The organism is Deltaproteobacteria bacterium CG11_big_fil_rev_8_21_14_0_20_49_13, from assembly GCA_002796305.1.
Taxonomy (GTDB): domain Bacteria; phylum UBA10199; class UBA10199.
The window spans coordinates 24,703-38,704 of the sequence record PCWZ01000017.1 but is presented as its reverse complement, the minus strand read 5'-3'; the positions used below and the strand labels follow the sequence as shown (position 1 = coordinate 38,704).

Annotated in this window: 17 protein-coding genes; 8 read left to right on the top strand and 9 right to left on the bottom strand. The window is 45.2% G+C overall.

What is annotated here, in order from left to right; translation table 11 throughout:
- Positions 1-17: 17 nt before the first annotated feature.
- From COV46_01370 to COV46_01355, 4 genes are read right to left on the bottom strand one after another with little or no spacing between them, the layout of a single operon-like run.
- Positions 18-683, bottom strand: a complete 666-nt coding sequence (locus COV46_01370; GenBank protein ID PIR18150.1) for a hypothetical protein — start codon at positions 681-683, stop codon at positions 18-20.
- A gap of 4 nt (positions 684-687) precedes the next feature.
- Positions 688-1,131 (bottom strand): hypothetical protein, encoded by a 444-nt coding sequence (locus COV46_01365; GenBank protein ID PIR18149.1) that lies wholly within the window; start codon positions 1,129-1,131, stop codon positions 688-690.
- Positions 1,132-1,133: 2 nt separating this feature from the next.
- Positions 1,134-1,400 carry a hypothetical protein gene (locus COV46_01360; GenBank protein PIR18148.1) on the bottom strand — a complete coding sequence of 89 codons (267 nt, stop codon included), beginning with the start codon at positions 1,398-1,400 and terminating at the stop codon, positions 1,134-1,136.
- A 4-nt stretch (positions 1,401-1,404) separates the two neighbouring features.
- A complete protein-coding gene (locus COV46_01355) occupies positions 1,405-3,657 on the bottom strand; it encodes a site-specific DNA-methyltransferase (GenBank protein PIR18147.1) in 2,253 nt (750 codons plus the stop codon).
- 226 nt (positions 3,658-3,883) lie between these two features.
- On the opposite strand from COV46_01355, the gene COV46_01350 reads away from it, so the two are divergent.
- Positions 3,884-4,831 (top strand): hypothetical protein, encoded by a 948-nt coding sequence (locus tag COV46_01350; protein ID PIR18146.1) that lies wholly within the window; start codon positions 3,884-3,886, stop codon positions 4,829-4,831.
- A 55-nt stretch (positions 4,832-4,886) separates the two neighbouring features.
- A complete protein-coding gene (locus tag COV46_01345) occupies positions 4,887-5,573 on the top strand; it encodes a hypothetical protein (GenBank protein PIR18145.1) in 687 nt (228 codons plus the stop codon).
- A 901-nt stretch (positions 5,574-6,474) separates the two neighbouring features.
- Here the strand turns inward: COV46_01345 and COV46_01340 are convergent.
- Both COV46_01340 and COV46_01335 read right to left on the bottom strand, forming a co-directional pair.
- On the bottom strand, positions 6,475-6,795 hold the full coding sequence (locus COV46_01340) for a quaternary ammonium compound-resistance protein SugE (protein PIR18144.1): 321 nt from the start codon (positions 6,793-6,795) through the stop codon (positions 6,475-6,477).
- A 12-nt stretch (positions 6,796-6,807) separates the two neighbouring features.
- A complete protein-coding gene (locus COV46_01335; protein ID PIR18143.1) occupies positions 6,808-7,503 on the bottom strand; it encodes a hypothetical protein in 696 nt (231 codons plus the stop codon).
- A gap of 107 nt (positions 7,504-7,610) precedes the next feature.
- Between COV46_01335 and COV46_01330 the strand changes: the two genes are divergently transcribed.
- From COV46_01330 to COV46_01320, 3 genes are all read left to right on the top strand, one after another.
- On the top strand, positions 7,611-9,140 hold the full coding sequence (locus tag COV46_01330; GenBank protein PIR18142.1) for a ribonuclease II: 1,530 nt from the start codon (positions 7,611-7,613) through the stop codon (positions 9,138-9,140).
- Positions 9,137-9,688, top strand: a complete 552-nt coding sequence (locus tag COV46_01325) for an elongation factor P (protein PIR18141.1) — start codon at positions 9,137-9,139, stop codon at positions 9,686-9,688. Before COV46_01330 ends, COV46_01325 begins: the two co-directional genes overlap by 4 nt.
- A gap of 124 nt (positions 9,689-9,812) precedes the next feature.
- A complete protein-coding gene (locus COV46_01320) occupies positions 9,813-10,037 on the top strand; it encodes a hypothetical protein (protein PIR18140.1) in 225 nt (74 codons plus the stop codon).
- Between the two features lie 104 nt (positions 10,038-10,141).
- Here the strand turns inward: COV46_01320 and COV46_01315 are convergent, their stop codons facing one another.
- Together COV46_01315 and COV46_01310 are read right to left on the bottom strand one after the other, a co-directional pair.
- Positions 10,142-10,336 (bottom strand): cold-shock protein, encoded by a 195-nt coding sequence (locus COV46_01315; GenBank protein ID PIR18139.1) that lies wholly within the window; start codon positions 10,334-10,336, stop codon positions 10,142-10,144.
- A gap of 561 nt (positions 10,337-10,897) precedes the next feature.
- Positions 10,898-12,043, bottom strand: coding sequence for a hypothetical protein (locus tag COV46_01310; protein PIR18138.1), 1,146 nt, complete (start codon positions 12,041-12,043; stop codon positions 10,898-10,900).
- A 116-nt stretch (positions 12,044-12,159) separates the two neighbouring features.
- On the opposite strand from COV46_01310, the gene COV46_01305 reads away from it, so the two are divergent.
- The gene (locus COV46_01305) at positions 12,160-12,399 is read left to right on the top strand and encodes a hypothetical protein (protein PIR18137.1); all 240 of its coding nucleotides are present in this window, start codon (positions 12,160-12,162) and stop codon (positions 12,397-12,399) included.
- A gap of 122 nt (positions 12,400-12,521) precedes the next feature.
- A complete protein-coding gene (locus COV46_01300) occupies positions 12,522-13,340 on the top strand; it encodes a membrane protease subunit, stomatin/prohibitin (GenBank protein PIR18136.1) in 819 nt (272 codons plus the stop codon).
- On the opposite strand, the gene COV46_01295 is transcribed toward COV46_01300, so the two are convergent.
- Complete coding sequence (locus COV46_01295; GenBank protein ID PIR18135.1) at positions 13,334-13,564, bottom strand: hypothetical protein; 231 nt, start codon at positions 13,562-13,564, stop codon at positions 13,334-13,336. The two genes, COV46_01300 and COV46_01295, sit on opposite strands and share 7 nt — an antisense overlap.
- Before the next feature lie 59 nt (positions 13,565-13,623).
- On the opposite strand from COV46_01295, the gene COV46_01290 reads away from it, so the two are divergent.
- The gene (locus COV46_01290; protein ID PIR18134.1) at positions 13,624-13,869 is read left to right on the top strand and encodes a hypothetical protein; all 246 of its coding nucleotides are present in this window, start codon (positions 13,624-13,626) and stop codon (positions 13,867-13,869) included.
- Positions 13,870-14,002 lie beyond the last annotated feature (133 nt).

Here is a 14,002-nt window from a genome sequence, read left to right as displayed (position 1 = left end):
GCCCTACTTTGTGAGTTTCAATACAATACACCTTTTTGTCTCATCAGTATAGGCAGAGAGGGATATCCGTTATCGGGTAAGACAGGGTCTTGAAAAAATATCTTCAAACCGTCAAAATCATTTCTCAACCTTTCCAACACTATGATATTAGGTGCTATGATTAGAAAATTTCTGGCGAGCCTTGATTCATCTTCATACAGCTTGTGATAATAACACCAAGCGAGAACTAGGCTCATTACCTTCGTTTTACCGCTACCCGTGGCCATTTTGATGACGTAGCGCCGCCAATTTTCAGAGAACATGCTGGCAGTTAAGATTCCGGAGCTATCAAAGCGCATCAGATCATACTTGTCCTTAGCTTTTACAACTTCATAAACATAAATCAGTGATTCTATGGCTTCTCGTTGTGCAAAGTAATACTGGAACTTAAACGTTGTGCCGTCTTTTGCGGACAGGAAATGATCGTGTTTAAACCACCAATTGAGAAGCGCGATACTTGTTGAGCTCGCACCAGCATATCCTGAGTCACGCCACACCTTAACTTCTTTGCGTAGCTTGGCCACGAGAGGCGGAAGCAACTTTCCATAATCCTTTTCACGCAATGCCTCATCAGCCGGAAACCAGCGTAGCTCTGGATCAAGAACTGCATAGGGTGAACTTGGAAATTTAGGATGAAGGGCCATAATATTATTTTTCCTTATCAGGGAAACATTTTTGCATGATAACTCTGGTTTTTGTTTCCGGATCACATTCATTGTCGCTAATCCACTGTTTAAATCTTCGTTTGTAACACGGAACCCACGGTATCCATCTTGCAATTGTAATAAATATCGGTCTGACAATAAAAAGAGTTATCACGCATGCAAACACAAAATAACCGGCTCTAATTTCAGTAGAAGAGTAACCTAAGAGAGGTTTAAAGTCGGAAGTAACAAAAGGAGCCCAAAGTGATATTATGGCCGCGATTAAGGGGATAGTCACCCGATTCATAATGGCGCTTTTAAATTTGATCAATTCAAGAGTTAAATCTGAACCGCTCACTTTTAGATCAGGCGATTTTGGATACTCATATGGTTTTGAGGCTTCAGAAGATGAATCAATGATAATATTTTTATCTTCAGGAGTGGACATGGTTATTTCTTCTCCTGTTGTTCAAGAAGACCCAGTGCCCCGATAGCAAACTCTGAAACATACCCACAATGCTTGCAAATCAATGGTATCGTGGGGATATTTAAGCCACCCATTTGTCTGCTTTTAAGATCCTGTTGTAAATCGTGGGCAAAATATCCTCCCGCCAGAACAAATTCTTTTTGTTTACAAAAAGGACACTCAAAGTTGGATATACGACTCCTTAATATTTCGATAATTTTATTTTTATTGTCATCGAACGATGTGCCCATATTTTTAAACCCCCACCTCAATAATTTTCATTGTATCATTTCCGAAAATATCGACGACTTTCACAGCGATTTTGTAGCGACCCTTCTTGGGATATTCAAAGAACACGCTCTTCATTTCAAGAGAACGGTTCTTCTTGGTTCTGAATGACTGCCATTCGTTCTCAAATATATAATCACCAGTCCACTTTTCAACCCATTCACCACTATCGTCTTGAACGCGGATGATCTCTTTTTTGCTCTCAAAATCGAAATCAACAGCCCAATAGTCGATCCAATCGGTCCATTTCTTTGTGAGCACGTCACGAGTTACAACGCCGCTCTTATCCTTGCTGACCTTAATGATCTTTCCAGCCTCCAACGCAATTTTATTGGCCCCATTTTTAAGGGATTCCGCAACATTGTCTATAGAATCTTGGGTGTAATAAACGCCAAAATCAGTCAATTCCACAGCAACTGATGTTTTCTTGAAATACGGTTTGACTTCTATAAAAGAGACATCGTGAAAAACCACCTGATTCTTTTCCACTGCTTTTTTGTCAAACACTTCGCGTGGAATATGCTTAAGAGCAAGATCAATACCTTTAGACTTGGCCTCTTCCTGAATATTGGGGAATAAACCCATTTCAAATTCAAAGGCCAACACATCAACCTTTGTTAAGTGCTTATCTAGACACTCCTTGATGATCTCGTTGATAAAATCACGCGTGACCGGAAGGTTAATAGGGCCGATTGCCACAAGACGCGAAGTTTTTTTGCCTGTAAAAGTCTTAAAGCCAGTAACTGCCTCGGCTCGGTAGGCGTGTAAGATCAACTCTACAAATTCTCTTTCTTTTTGCTCAAGTTGTTTTCTTTTTTCTTCGTCTCTAAGATTCTCATTAGCACCAATGTAATACTGTCGTTCATATTTACCGAGATTTAACAACTCAAATGCCCGATAATTGCTACCTTGAGTTTTTAATTGTCGTTGAACTGCAATCATCCTTTTGCGAGTGGTATGAATAGCAAATTTTCCAAGATCTGAGCCGACCCATTTTCGACCAAATTTTTCGGCTACAGCAAGCGCAGTGCCAGCACCACAGAAAAAATCGGCTACAATATCACCTTCATTAGAAGAAGCTTTTATAATTCTTTCAAGCAGAGCTTCAGGTTTTTGGGTTGGGTAACCTACGGACTCTTCAGCCATTGAATTAATGACATTAATGTCTTCCCAAAAATCAGAAACAAACACTCCTTTGGCTTCATGTTGATAATATTTTAATTCAGGGACGCCCTGCGAATTCCAATATATTAAACTCTCTTTATCTAATCGTTCTAATTCATCAGGTGATTTCAGCCAATGCATTCCATTTTTACCTCGACTTGAAACATCCACACCTTTCCACGGCTGTCCGCTGATACCTGCTGTTCGTCCGCTAGCCATTAATGGAACAGTGCGATATATGCCTTTTTCATCTTCTTTATTGTAATGATTCTTAGATGATTCAGAATACTGCGCGTATTGGACGTTGAATACGTTGTTACCTGTCTTTGAGTAGAAATAGATAATGTCGTGACTATTTCGGAATTGCTTATTTACATTTGATGCTATTGCCGATCTTTTCCAGCATATTTGATTTTCAAATTTCGGAAACAAATCATCAAGGACAAGCCTTATATAGCTATTAACCCTCCAATCGCAGTGAACATAAATGCTACCATTGTCAGCTAATAAGTCGCGCATTAAGCTTAAACGCTCATAGATCATCACTATAAAACTATCAGTTCCTTTTCCCCACGTATCTCGATAGGCAAGCTCTTCAAGGACTGAAGGGGCCTTCGTGAACTGTTCGTCACCAATTTCAATGTTGATAGAAAAATCCGCTCCAACATCAAATGGCGGATCAATATAGATGAGTTTAATCCCGCCTTGATCTTCTATTTCTTTGCGAAGTGGACCATTCTTAAGGCTGGACAGGATGAGTTTATTATCGCCCCAAATCAGCTTGTTAGCCCATCCACTAAGTTGTCGTCCCCTTGTATCAAAGAATGAAAGTTGCGATTCTCCCCTTTGCGTCCCTGTTTCCACTCTTGGCTCGTCAACCTGTTCGATAGTTTGAAACGGAAGCACTACATTGCAGATCTCACCAGTTTTTCCGTTCCAAACGAGCTCTACTTCTTGTTTATCCCCAAAGAGCATGAACCGATAGTGATCTGGCAATGGTTTGCCGGCCTCAAGATATTTGACGATGTCACGAATTTCGTTATCAAGGAGTCTCATTCCATCCCTTCCAAGTCCCCCCAAAATCGACTTTCTTTAAGGGGTGACTTTTCTCCTAACCATGATTTTATTTACAACCTGTAATGAGCCCATAACTGCTCATATTCTAAAGCGAAAAGCAACTTTTGTCTTTTTTCTCAAAACCTCCCAAAATAGTATAAAAGTGGTATTCGGCTTATTCCATTTCACTCTTCATATTCTTGTAAAGTTATGATAGCAAAGACGCATGTTTACATATGCAGTAGAACAATGTGACGTTAAAAATAAAAAACAACTCCAGGATTACAGAGACATCGTCACAAAGTGGCGAACATGGCTTGATGGTGAAGATATCCATTCAATCTCGAAACAAATCTTCAGTCTCTTTTGGAGAGACTCTGTTTTTCGCATGGTCAATGAACTTCGAAAGTCTGCATCGGAATCGCCATCGGAGGTTGTGGGTTTTAATGGCCCCGTGATAGGCGTTTTTGACGCCGGTTTTGCATGTGTGCAAGCAATGACCATCAGGCGTCTAATCGAGCCGCAATGGGGCCGTCCTGATCGTGCGGTTGTGTCTCTGCGCGCATTAGTTGATGAGCTTATTTCTCAAAGAGAACTGATAACCCGAGAAATATATGTTAGCAATAATGGACTCCCCTACGATTATCAAGAAGTCTATCTTCGTTGGCTAGAGACGCCTAGAAATTCAGCGGGCTGTATTCCAAGTGAGGGACCAGATGCGTGGGGAAAGTCAGATATGTTTCACAAAAGTTTTGATAAGCTTTCAGGAATTAAGAAAGATATGCGAAACCGCTCCGACCTTGTCCGACCGGAGTTGCTGACTGCATTAAGAAACAGGTTGGCCGTTTGCGAGGATGTTGACACTTACACTAATAAATTTATCGCGCATGCGGCTGATCCTGATAACCGTCAACACCTGACAGACGATCAAGATAAACTCACACTCAAAAAGCTGGATGACTGTTGTAAGGCAATTTATCTCGTAGCTAACTTTGTGGGAGCTCTCGTTGGCAAAGGAGGTTGCATTTCGCCTATTCCAAGACCGCAGTATGACCAACTTAAATATCTCGATAAGAAATGGGCAACGGATGTTGCACTTGAAATGGCCCGCACAAAATGGGACGAGCGGGTTAAGGAAACCGAATTGTGGGAAAACGACTTGTGGCCGCAGTAAAGGCGGGTTCTAAATAACTGTTTACTAATCACTATTCTCATAGTAGTGAAAAATCATGGATGACCTGTGTGAGGTGATCAAGAGGATTAAAAACAGCGTGGCAATTGTGGCTGTTTTAGATTCTAAGAATAATATTTTGGGCACTGGCTCTGGCTTCGTGTTCATTAAAATGGGGATTTTGGTTACTTGTAATCATGTTGTTAAAAGTGCCAATTCTGTTTTTATTAAGTTCCCGAATTCGGAGTGGATAGGCGCTAAGATAATTCTTAGAGATGAAGAGCATGACCTTGCATTGTTAAAATTCGAAGATAATGTTAGATCACCTCTGCCGGATGCTAGCGCAAAATCTATCATAGAGGGAGAAAGGGTAATTTTTTCAGGTTATCCTTTAAATTTATCGGAGCTTACAACACATCAAGGCATTGTTTCTGCAATTACAGAAGATGTGACTGGTATAAAGAATTATTTAATCGATGGTACCGTTAATTCGGGCAATAGTGGATGCCCCCTTATGAATTTATGCGGTGAAGTCATTGGAATCGTAAATGCCAAAAGGCGAGAACGTTCTGATTTGCTTGAAAAGGTAGAAAAGATGCAGGCAGGTGCAGTATCTTTGCATGGGTTAGATTTGGTTGAAATTTATAGAGCTATAATTAATAATGTTCAATTGGGAATTGGCTATGCTGTCCCAGCATGCTATATCCCAGAATACAAAGAGTTTCCTAAAGACGAGAAAAAGTAATGAATAACATGTTTATATTTAGATCTAACGGTAATTACATCGGCTTCGTGCATAATAATAATATTTTTTCGCGAGATGGTGAATATCTTGGATGGATTGAAAATAGTATTGTGTGGGGTAGAGACGGAAACTTTAGAGGCCAGTTAAAACAAATAAGTAATAATTATTATGTTTTGAATAACCGATTAACAATTCCACCTCTACCTCGAATCCCTAAAATTGCACCTCTGCCACCACTTCCGCCTCCGCCACCGCTTAATACACTGCCAATAATGTTGCCGATCGGCTTCGTTGATGGTTTTTAGTTTGCCCGTTTTTTAAATCAATTCCCATTCTTTTGGGGTCAACCGTGGGGTCAATACTGTCAAAAAGCCCCCGAAATCGTCCGTAATTCTCTGACATCCGGAAGTGAACTAATTGTTTGTTATTACTGCCAAAACCTTGATATTCAACGATTTGCCGTTACACCCTAAATCCTATTGCCAACGTGAAAGTCGCGAGTTCGACCCTCGTCTCCTGCTCATCGCCGTTAAAAATCCCGTCGGTCTTTCAGGCCGACGGGATTTTTTCTACGTCAATGAGTCCCGTGTGGCGAAGCGAAAGGGGACTCAAATGAATAAACGAATTAGCGAAGCCTGACCCTCCAACCAGGAGGTTGCGGATTACGGAAAAGTGGATGCGTTCATAAAGGACCATATCATCTACCAAGATGTCAAGATCGGTGAATGGCATGCGGGAAACAAATTCGACCTCCTCCATGTGGGTCGCATAAAAGAAGTTGTCGGAGAGATGCCATCGATTTTCTTTAGGTACACGGTGAAATAGGGTCACAACTTACTACCGGATATTTACGGGGACGCGAGACTTAGATAAACATGCGTCCGGTTAAGGTGGAAAAATATTAACTCGCGGCCGTTATCTTAAGGCCGACTATCCCTACGAATATCAGAAAAATGCAGCAGATCCTGAGGAGGTCGTAGGATTCTCCGAAAAGGATTATGCCGAAGATCGCCGTTCCAAACACCCCGATGCCGGTCCAGACCGCGTAAGCTGTCCCTATGGGGAGCGTCTTTGATGCCTTTGCAAGAAGAGCAAAACTTAAGATCAGGGCGAGCATCGTGGGGATGGTGGGTAATATTTTTGTAAAACCCTTGGAATATTTAAAGCCTATGGGCCAGGCCACTTCCAAAAGACCCGCTACGAATAAACATAACCAATCCATTTTATTTTCCTCCTATTTCCTGCGTCCAAAAAGCCTAAGGAGCATCAGGAACAGATTGATGAAGTCAAGATAGAGCGTCAATGCGCCCAGGATAGCTTCTTTTTTATCCTCTTCGGTATTTTCGTTGCCGATAATGTTCATCTGTTTGATCTTCTGGGTGTCATAAGCGGTGAGGCCGACAAAGACGGCAATTCCTACGTAGGTGGTGATCCAGTAAAGCATTGGGCTCTTAAAGAATATGTTAACAACCGATGCGATTATCACGCCTATGAGCCCCATGAAGGCCATGTTGCCTATTCTTGTCAGATCGGTCTTTGTTACATAGCCGTAAAAGCTCATAAAGCCGAACGTTCCGGCGGTCACAAAGAATGTCGATGCGATCGATTCTGCGGTAAAGGCCAGGAAGATGACGGAAAGGGTAAGGCCGTTCAGGGCGGAGTAACCGATAAAAACGGCCGTTGCGGTAGATGCCCTCATCTTTGAAGCGGCAACCGCCAGATATCCGACCAGGACTATCTCTCCTATAAGGAGACCGAAGAAGAGGATCTGATTGTCTAAGATAACATTTGCAAGCGCCGGCGAGGCGGCAACGAACATGGCGACCGAAGCCGTCACGACAAGCGCAAAGCACATCCAGCCGTAGACCTTTGTAATGAACCTCTGTTGCTCAGCTAATACCGCGGTTGAAGAAATGGCCATTTCGTTCATAAGTTGTCTCCTTATTTTGCGAACGATACAACTTTGCTGGTATTTATGTCAAAATAAAAACCGGATAATCGTAGCATTTTTTTGCCAAATATATTACGATCGCGCCCATGAAAAGATATAAAAGAAGGCCGCCGGTTAATCACCATGTAAAACCGCAGGTTAAATCGGGCGAGGAGACCCCGAGCAACCGAACCCTTTTGCAAGAGATAGCCTGTCAGACCATGATAGGCAAGAACATGCTCCCGGAGTTCTCTCACCGGGTGAAACAGGAGCTCCTAAGGATACATAAGGCCCCGGAACTGGCCGGAAGAAGGGTTCAGGACCTGAGGCAATTACCTTGGTGTTCTATTGACAACGACGATTCTCTGGACCTCGATCAGCTCTCCGTTGCCGAAAAGATACATAAAGGGATGATAAGGATCAGGGTTGCCATTGCCGATGTAGATTCGCTGGTCAAAAAGGGGAGCGCGCTCGACGACCACGCCTGCCACAACACGACCTCGGTCTATACCGCCGCCGAGATATTTCCGATGCTTCCGAACAAGCTTTCGAACGATCTGACTTCGCTTAACTTCGAAGAGGACCGTCCGGCCGTTGTCATCGAGATGGATATCGATGAGCGCGGTAAGGTAAGGAACACAGGCGTGGTGCAGGCGATGGTTCATAACCACGCCAAACTGGCCTATGATAGCATCTCCCTCTGGCTTACGGGTAAGGGCCCGGCGCCGGAGGCGATGATGAAAATAAAAGGGCTCGATGAAAATATCCGCATTCAGGATAGAATTGCCCAGCTCCTCAGAAAGAACAGATACGAAAGGGGAGCCCTGGACCTAGAGACCATCCAGTCGCGTCCAATATTTGTGAGGGATACCATAAGTTCGCTGAAAGTAGAGAAGAGCGACCGCGCCAACGAGCTCATCGAAGATTTTATGATAGCGGCCAATGAGGTGACGGTGCAATACCTTAAATCAAAGGGGTATCCTTCTTTCAGGCGCGTCGTTCGCGTTCCAAAAAGATGGGACAGGATAGTAGAGATAGCGGCAGACCACGGTTTTAAGCTTCCGCCAAACCCCAATTCAGAGGCGCTTGAAAGGTTCCTTGATAAAGAAAGGGCGGCCGACCCCGTGAGGTTCCCGGACCTTTCTCTTACGGTCATTAAACTTATCGGAAAAGGGGAGTATGTGGTTGAGTTCAAGAACGCAAAACCCATCGGTCATTTTGCGCTGGCGGTGACCGATTACACCCATTCAACCGCCCCCAACCGCCGTTATCCGGATCTTATTACCCAGCGCATCTTAAAGGCGGCGCTAAACGGCAATCCTCTGCCATACAGGCCCAAAGAGTTGGAGGATCTGGCGAACAGATGCACGGAAAAAGAGGATGATTCCGTAAAGGTAGAGAGGCGCGTTGCCAAGTCGGCGGCGGCGTTGTTGTTATCATCCAGAGTAGGGGAGACGTTCAACGCCATCTGCACCGGGGCGTCCGATAAAGGCACGTTCGTGCGTCTTATCGACCCGCCGGCAGAGGGGAAGCTTTTGAGAGGCTCAAAATATATAGACGTGGGCGAGGAGCTCCGCGTAGAACTGGTCAGGGCCGACGTAGAACGCGGCTTTGTCGATTTTAAGGTGATATCATGATAAATGCGACACAGATCAAGGCGGGGAACATACTCAGGATAGATGGAGTCATCTATCGGGTACTTAGGGCAACTCACCTGACGCCGGGCAAGGGAAACGCCCAGATCCAGGCCGACCTTCGTAATCTCAAGACCGGCATAAAGAACAATATGCGTTTTCGTCCGATGGATTCCGTAGAAAAGGTGGATACAGAAGAGCGTTCAATGACCTTTCTGTATCAGGACGGTGCCATTTACCATTTTATGGATCCGGTCACCTATGAACAGACGGAACTTCACGAAGAGCAGTTGGGGGACATGCTCCCTTATTTAAGGCCGGAGGCGAGCATCCTGATGCTAAGTTGCGAGGGTGAGCCGATAAGCATCCGCCTGCCTGACAAAATGAGCTTTACGGTGGTTTCCTGTGAACCGCCTTCAAAAGGTTCGGCCGGAAATCTGAAAGACGCAACGGTCGAAACGAACGCGGTCTTTAAGGTGCCAATGTTCATCAAGCCGGGCGATGTGGTAGTCATCAACACCGAAACCGGCGACTACATCGAAAAAGGATAGGGGGGAACATATATGAAAGCACCAAAAACTTAAAAATAAGGAGATCGTTTATCTTAACTCCGGCAAGGTAGAATTCTCTGATCGATAGATGCTGGACATTTCGAAGTACATAAAGAGGCGATAAATGGGAGACTTAGGCGCCGGCATAATAATGTGGGGCCTATTTATAAGCATGGTCGGCCTTGTCTTTTTAAGGTACGGAAAAAAGACCTCGGATGCGGTTACCATTCTCACAGGCCTCGCCCTTATGATATATCCTTACTTCTTCTCATCACTTGGCTGGAGCATATTTGTCGGCCTTGCGATCTGCGCCCTGCATTACTTTCTAAAACGCGTGGTGAATATCTAGACTCCAAGGCAAACCTACAAGCACCCATTGAAACCACGTTCAATGACAAAAAAGCCGCTAAGATAAACGCGGTCTTTAGGGGTGGTTAAAGTAAAGACTTTTACTTATGCTTTTCTTACTTTTTCAGCGCAGGGACCTTTTTGGCCTTGGCCTACTTCAAATTCAACCTTGTCGCCTTGTGTGATGGGTCCGCTCTCAATAGCTGTGGAGTGGACGAAGAGGTCCTTTCCACCGTCATCGGGCGCGATAAATCCAAAACCTTTTGCATCGTTGAAAAACTTCACTGTTCCTGTTGCCATGGTATTCTCCTTTTTTTGGATATGTACGCCATTTTATAAAAATTAGCAATTTTTAAAATATAAAAATGGAAAATCTTTTTTGGTAAGGTGACGAACCTCACCGGGTTGCATCGACCTGTCCAGCGTTAAATTGCCAAAAGCTACACGTTTAAGCCCTTGTATCTCGTTTCCAAGGGACTTTAAAGATCCTTACTAAGCTCCCGGTTCTTGCCTTCTGTCAACTCTACAACCAGTTGGGACTCCTTGTTGCTTGATTTACGCAAAGTTGCCTTTGAGGGCCTTAAGAACTCTCCGTTATCAAAGACGCCCTGTAGGGCCTTTTGAACCTTTTCGTCTGCGAACATCCCTTTAACGGTTTGTTGCTCTGTCCAGTTCAGGGGTGTATCTAAGAAGCCATTTTATCTCATGCTCGAGACCATAAAGAGAGGCCTTGCGGCCACAATAATGGCGCCGTGCAAGAGATCCTTTGAAAGGTACGGCAAATCGTTAGTTGCTGCGATAGCCTTCTATATCGGTATCAAGTTCCTTATCGATGCCCCTAAGTTGATACCATAACCAAAGTCATGTGTGGTGTTTGTGTTTTTGCAGAAGGAATTTAGAAAGCACTTCTGTTAGAGAGAACTTTATATCTTCTCCCCGCCATGTCAGCACCGGTTCAGCACTTAATACTTCGTCAACATCCTTGCCGCCGGCGAGCTGCCTGAGCGAGTTCATGGAAAGGATGAGATCGGGGTCTAGTGTAAGTTCCTGGGCATATTTTGTGCGCCACTCTTTTAGCGCATTGAACAGCGAAGGGGAATAGTCGTGTTGTCTCTCGCCATGTTTGAACCGCGGCCAACTGAGCTCCGGGGCCTTTAGCCCCTTCGATACGGATTCGACCAGGAGGCCTGCATATTTTCCTTTGCATGCAGGATGAAGGCCCCGGCGATTAACGATCTCAGGGATTGTTCGCGGTCGTGCTTTTGCTAGATCTATAAGTGTTGCGTCGCCCATTACCATGAAATGGGGGAGGTCGAGCTCTCTTGCTATCACGTCCCTAGTTAGAGAAAACTCGTTCACTATTGCAAGCTCTCTTCCATTGCATGCCTCACGTGCCTTCTTAACCCTTGCAAAGAGCGGCCTTTCATCCGGCTGGAACCGCTTCTCTTCGCACTGGTCAAATCGTGCACGTGCCCACGCCATACGCCCGAGCTTTTCGAGCTGTTTTGCAAGAAGGTCACGTAATTCTTCAAGTTGTATGACGTCAGCAGCGGCGTATTCGAGCATGTCGCGTGGAAGAGGGCGGATGGTCCAGTCGGCGCGCTGAAATTTCTTTGAGCCCTTCGTTCCAAAGTGTTTTTCAAGGAGTGCTGAAAGCCCGAACTCTTTGTGTCCGCAAAGCCGGGCGGCTTGAAGGGTATCAAAAAGGTTGTGGGGGCGCCAGCCGTAGTCACGGTCGAGCGAGCGGAGGTCAAAGTCGGTATCGTGCATGACTATCTCAATGGCTCCGTCCTCGAGGATCCGCTTGATATGGGTCAGATCCAGATCTTTCAGGACGTCAACGACAAAGACATTGCCGCGGGCGGCGAATTGAAAGAGGCAGACCCTATTAATATAATGATGCAGGTTGCTGGCGCACTCAATGTCGAATGCGATAATCTTCTCGCGGAAAAGATCTTCCGTCATCCGGTCAAGCCCCGACTGTGTGTCGATCAGAGAAAAATTCATATCCAATGTCAATATAACCAAGTAATGAAACAAATTCAACGTTATAAAGCCCGTTACTAACGGATAAATTTTTATTTCTGGATATCGATGGGGGCCTTATAGTATAAGTGCGGTTCATGAGGTTGCATAAATATTTACTTTGTCTCTTTTTGGTAGCAGCTCTATGTTCCGCTTGTGATGACGGAAGCAGAAGTCTTGTCCAACCGCCCATCTTTACGAACCCGGCCACGAAGCTTTCACAGTTATCCGGTCAGGATTTTACCCAGCTTCTTTTAAGCGAGGCGGTTGAAATGGAGCCCCTTGTGACAACCGCAGGTGCACAGAAGGAATCCTGGCTTTTCGGCGTTAGAATATGAAGAAGCCTTTACCGGAGGTGTCGTTCTAGCGCTTCATTAGAGTTATCGTTAGTATTACGTTGCAATATCTGATATCCGTGCTAGTCAATACGTAAACGTAAACCATAAACAAGGGGGTATATATGTCAGAGGGAATTCCTAACTTCAACGTGCCGAAAAATGTCAAATATATCGGCGTTGCCGCGGTGATAGTGCTGGTAGTGCTGTTCAAAGCGATCGTTATCATACCTGCGGGTCATATCGGCGTGTTGGAGCTCTTCGGAAAAGTTCGCAAGACGTCGCTCGATGCCGGCATCCATCTCATCAATCCGCTGCTAAGTTCTCACATAATGAGCATCCAGACAAAACAGATCACGGAAGATGCAAGCGTTCCTTCAAAGGAAGGTTTGATCGTAAGCCTCGATCTTTCGGCCTTAATAAGCCTTGATCCAAGGAACGCACCGGATGTCTATAAATCGGTCGGGGCCGACTATGTCAATGTAATAGTCGTTCCCCAGTTAAGATCGGTGGTAAGAGGCGTTACCGCCGGATACGAGGCAAAAGCTCTCTATACGGCAGAGAGAGAGGCTCTTGCCACCCAAATGTTCGACCAGTTGAAGCCGATGCTTGAAAGCCGCGGGATAAACCTCGAAAGGGTCCTTTTGCGCGCTGTGAAACTTCCGGACATACTTTCGACCGCTATCGAGAAGAAGCTCGAGGCTGAACAGCAGGCCGAGCAGATGAAGTTCGTTCTGCAGCGCGAAAGCCAGGAGGCGGAACGCAAGAGGATCGAGGCAAAGGGTATAAGCGACTACAACCTTGAAGTGACGCGTGGTCTTAACGATAATATCTTAAAATTGCGTGGTATCGAAGCCACACGCGAACTTGCCAAGAGCGAGAACTCAAAGATAATCGTAGTGGGCGGCAAGGACGGATTGCCGTTGATACTTGGAAATCAGTGAGAGGTTGAGGAACAGCCGTCGGCGCAGGTCCATTTACCGTCCTTGTAGATGGCGGTGTTTTTGCTGACATAAACGGAACACTTGTCGCACTTGACCAGCTCGCTCACTATCTCTTTTTGTGGCGTCGCCGAGGCCTTGCGCTTGTAGATCTCGCAGACGATCATGCGGCGGATCCACCTGAAAACGTAGTAGATCAAGATACATATGAGAATGGTTTTGAACATTGGACCGGGGGACCCTTGCATATTGCCCCCCAAATATCAACAATATTGAGTCGATCTCTATGTCTAAATGGCATCTTTACATCCTTGAATGCTCAGACAAGAGCCTCTACACAGGGATAACGAACGATATCAAAGCGAGGTTCAAAAAACACCAAGAGGGAAGGGGCGCAAAATATACCCGTCGCGGGGTCAGAAGGATAGTTCACGCCGAATCTTTCAGGTCAATGTCCGCAGCCCTAAGGCGCGAACACGCCGTTAAAAAACTTTCCCATTGTGAGAAACTGAAATTGAGCAAAGAACGATGAGTCCGGAAAGTTTGTCGGAGACGCCATTGCTTCCAACGCACATTGCAGAAATTCCAGCCGATCGTATCGTTCGGGATCGACCCTCTTGAGGCCGCGCACATACCGTTTAACGGAAGGGCACCTCTAAAAACCT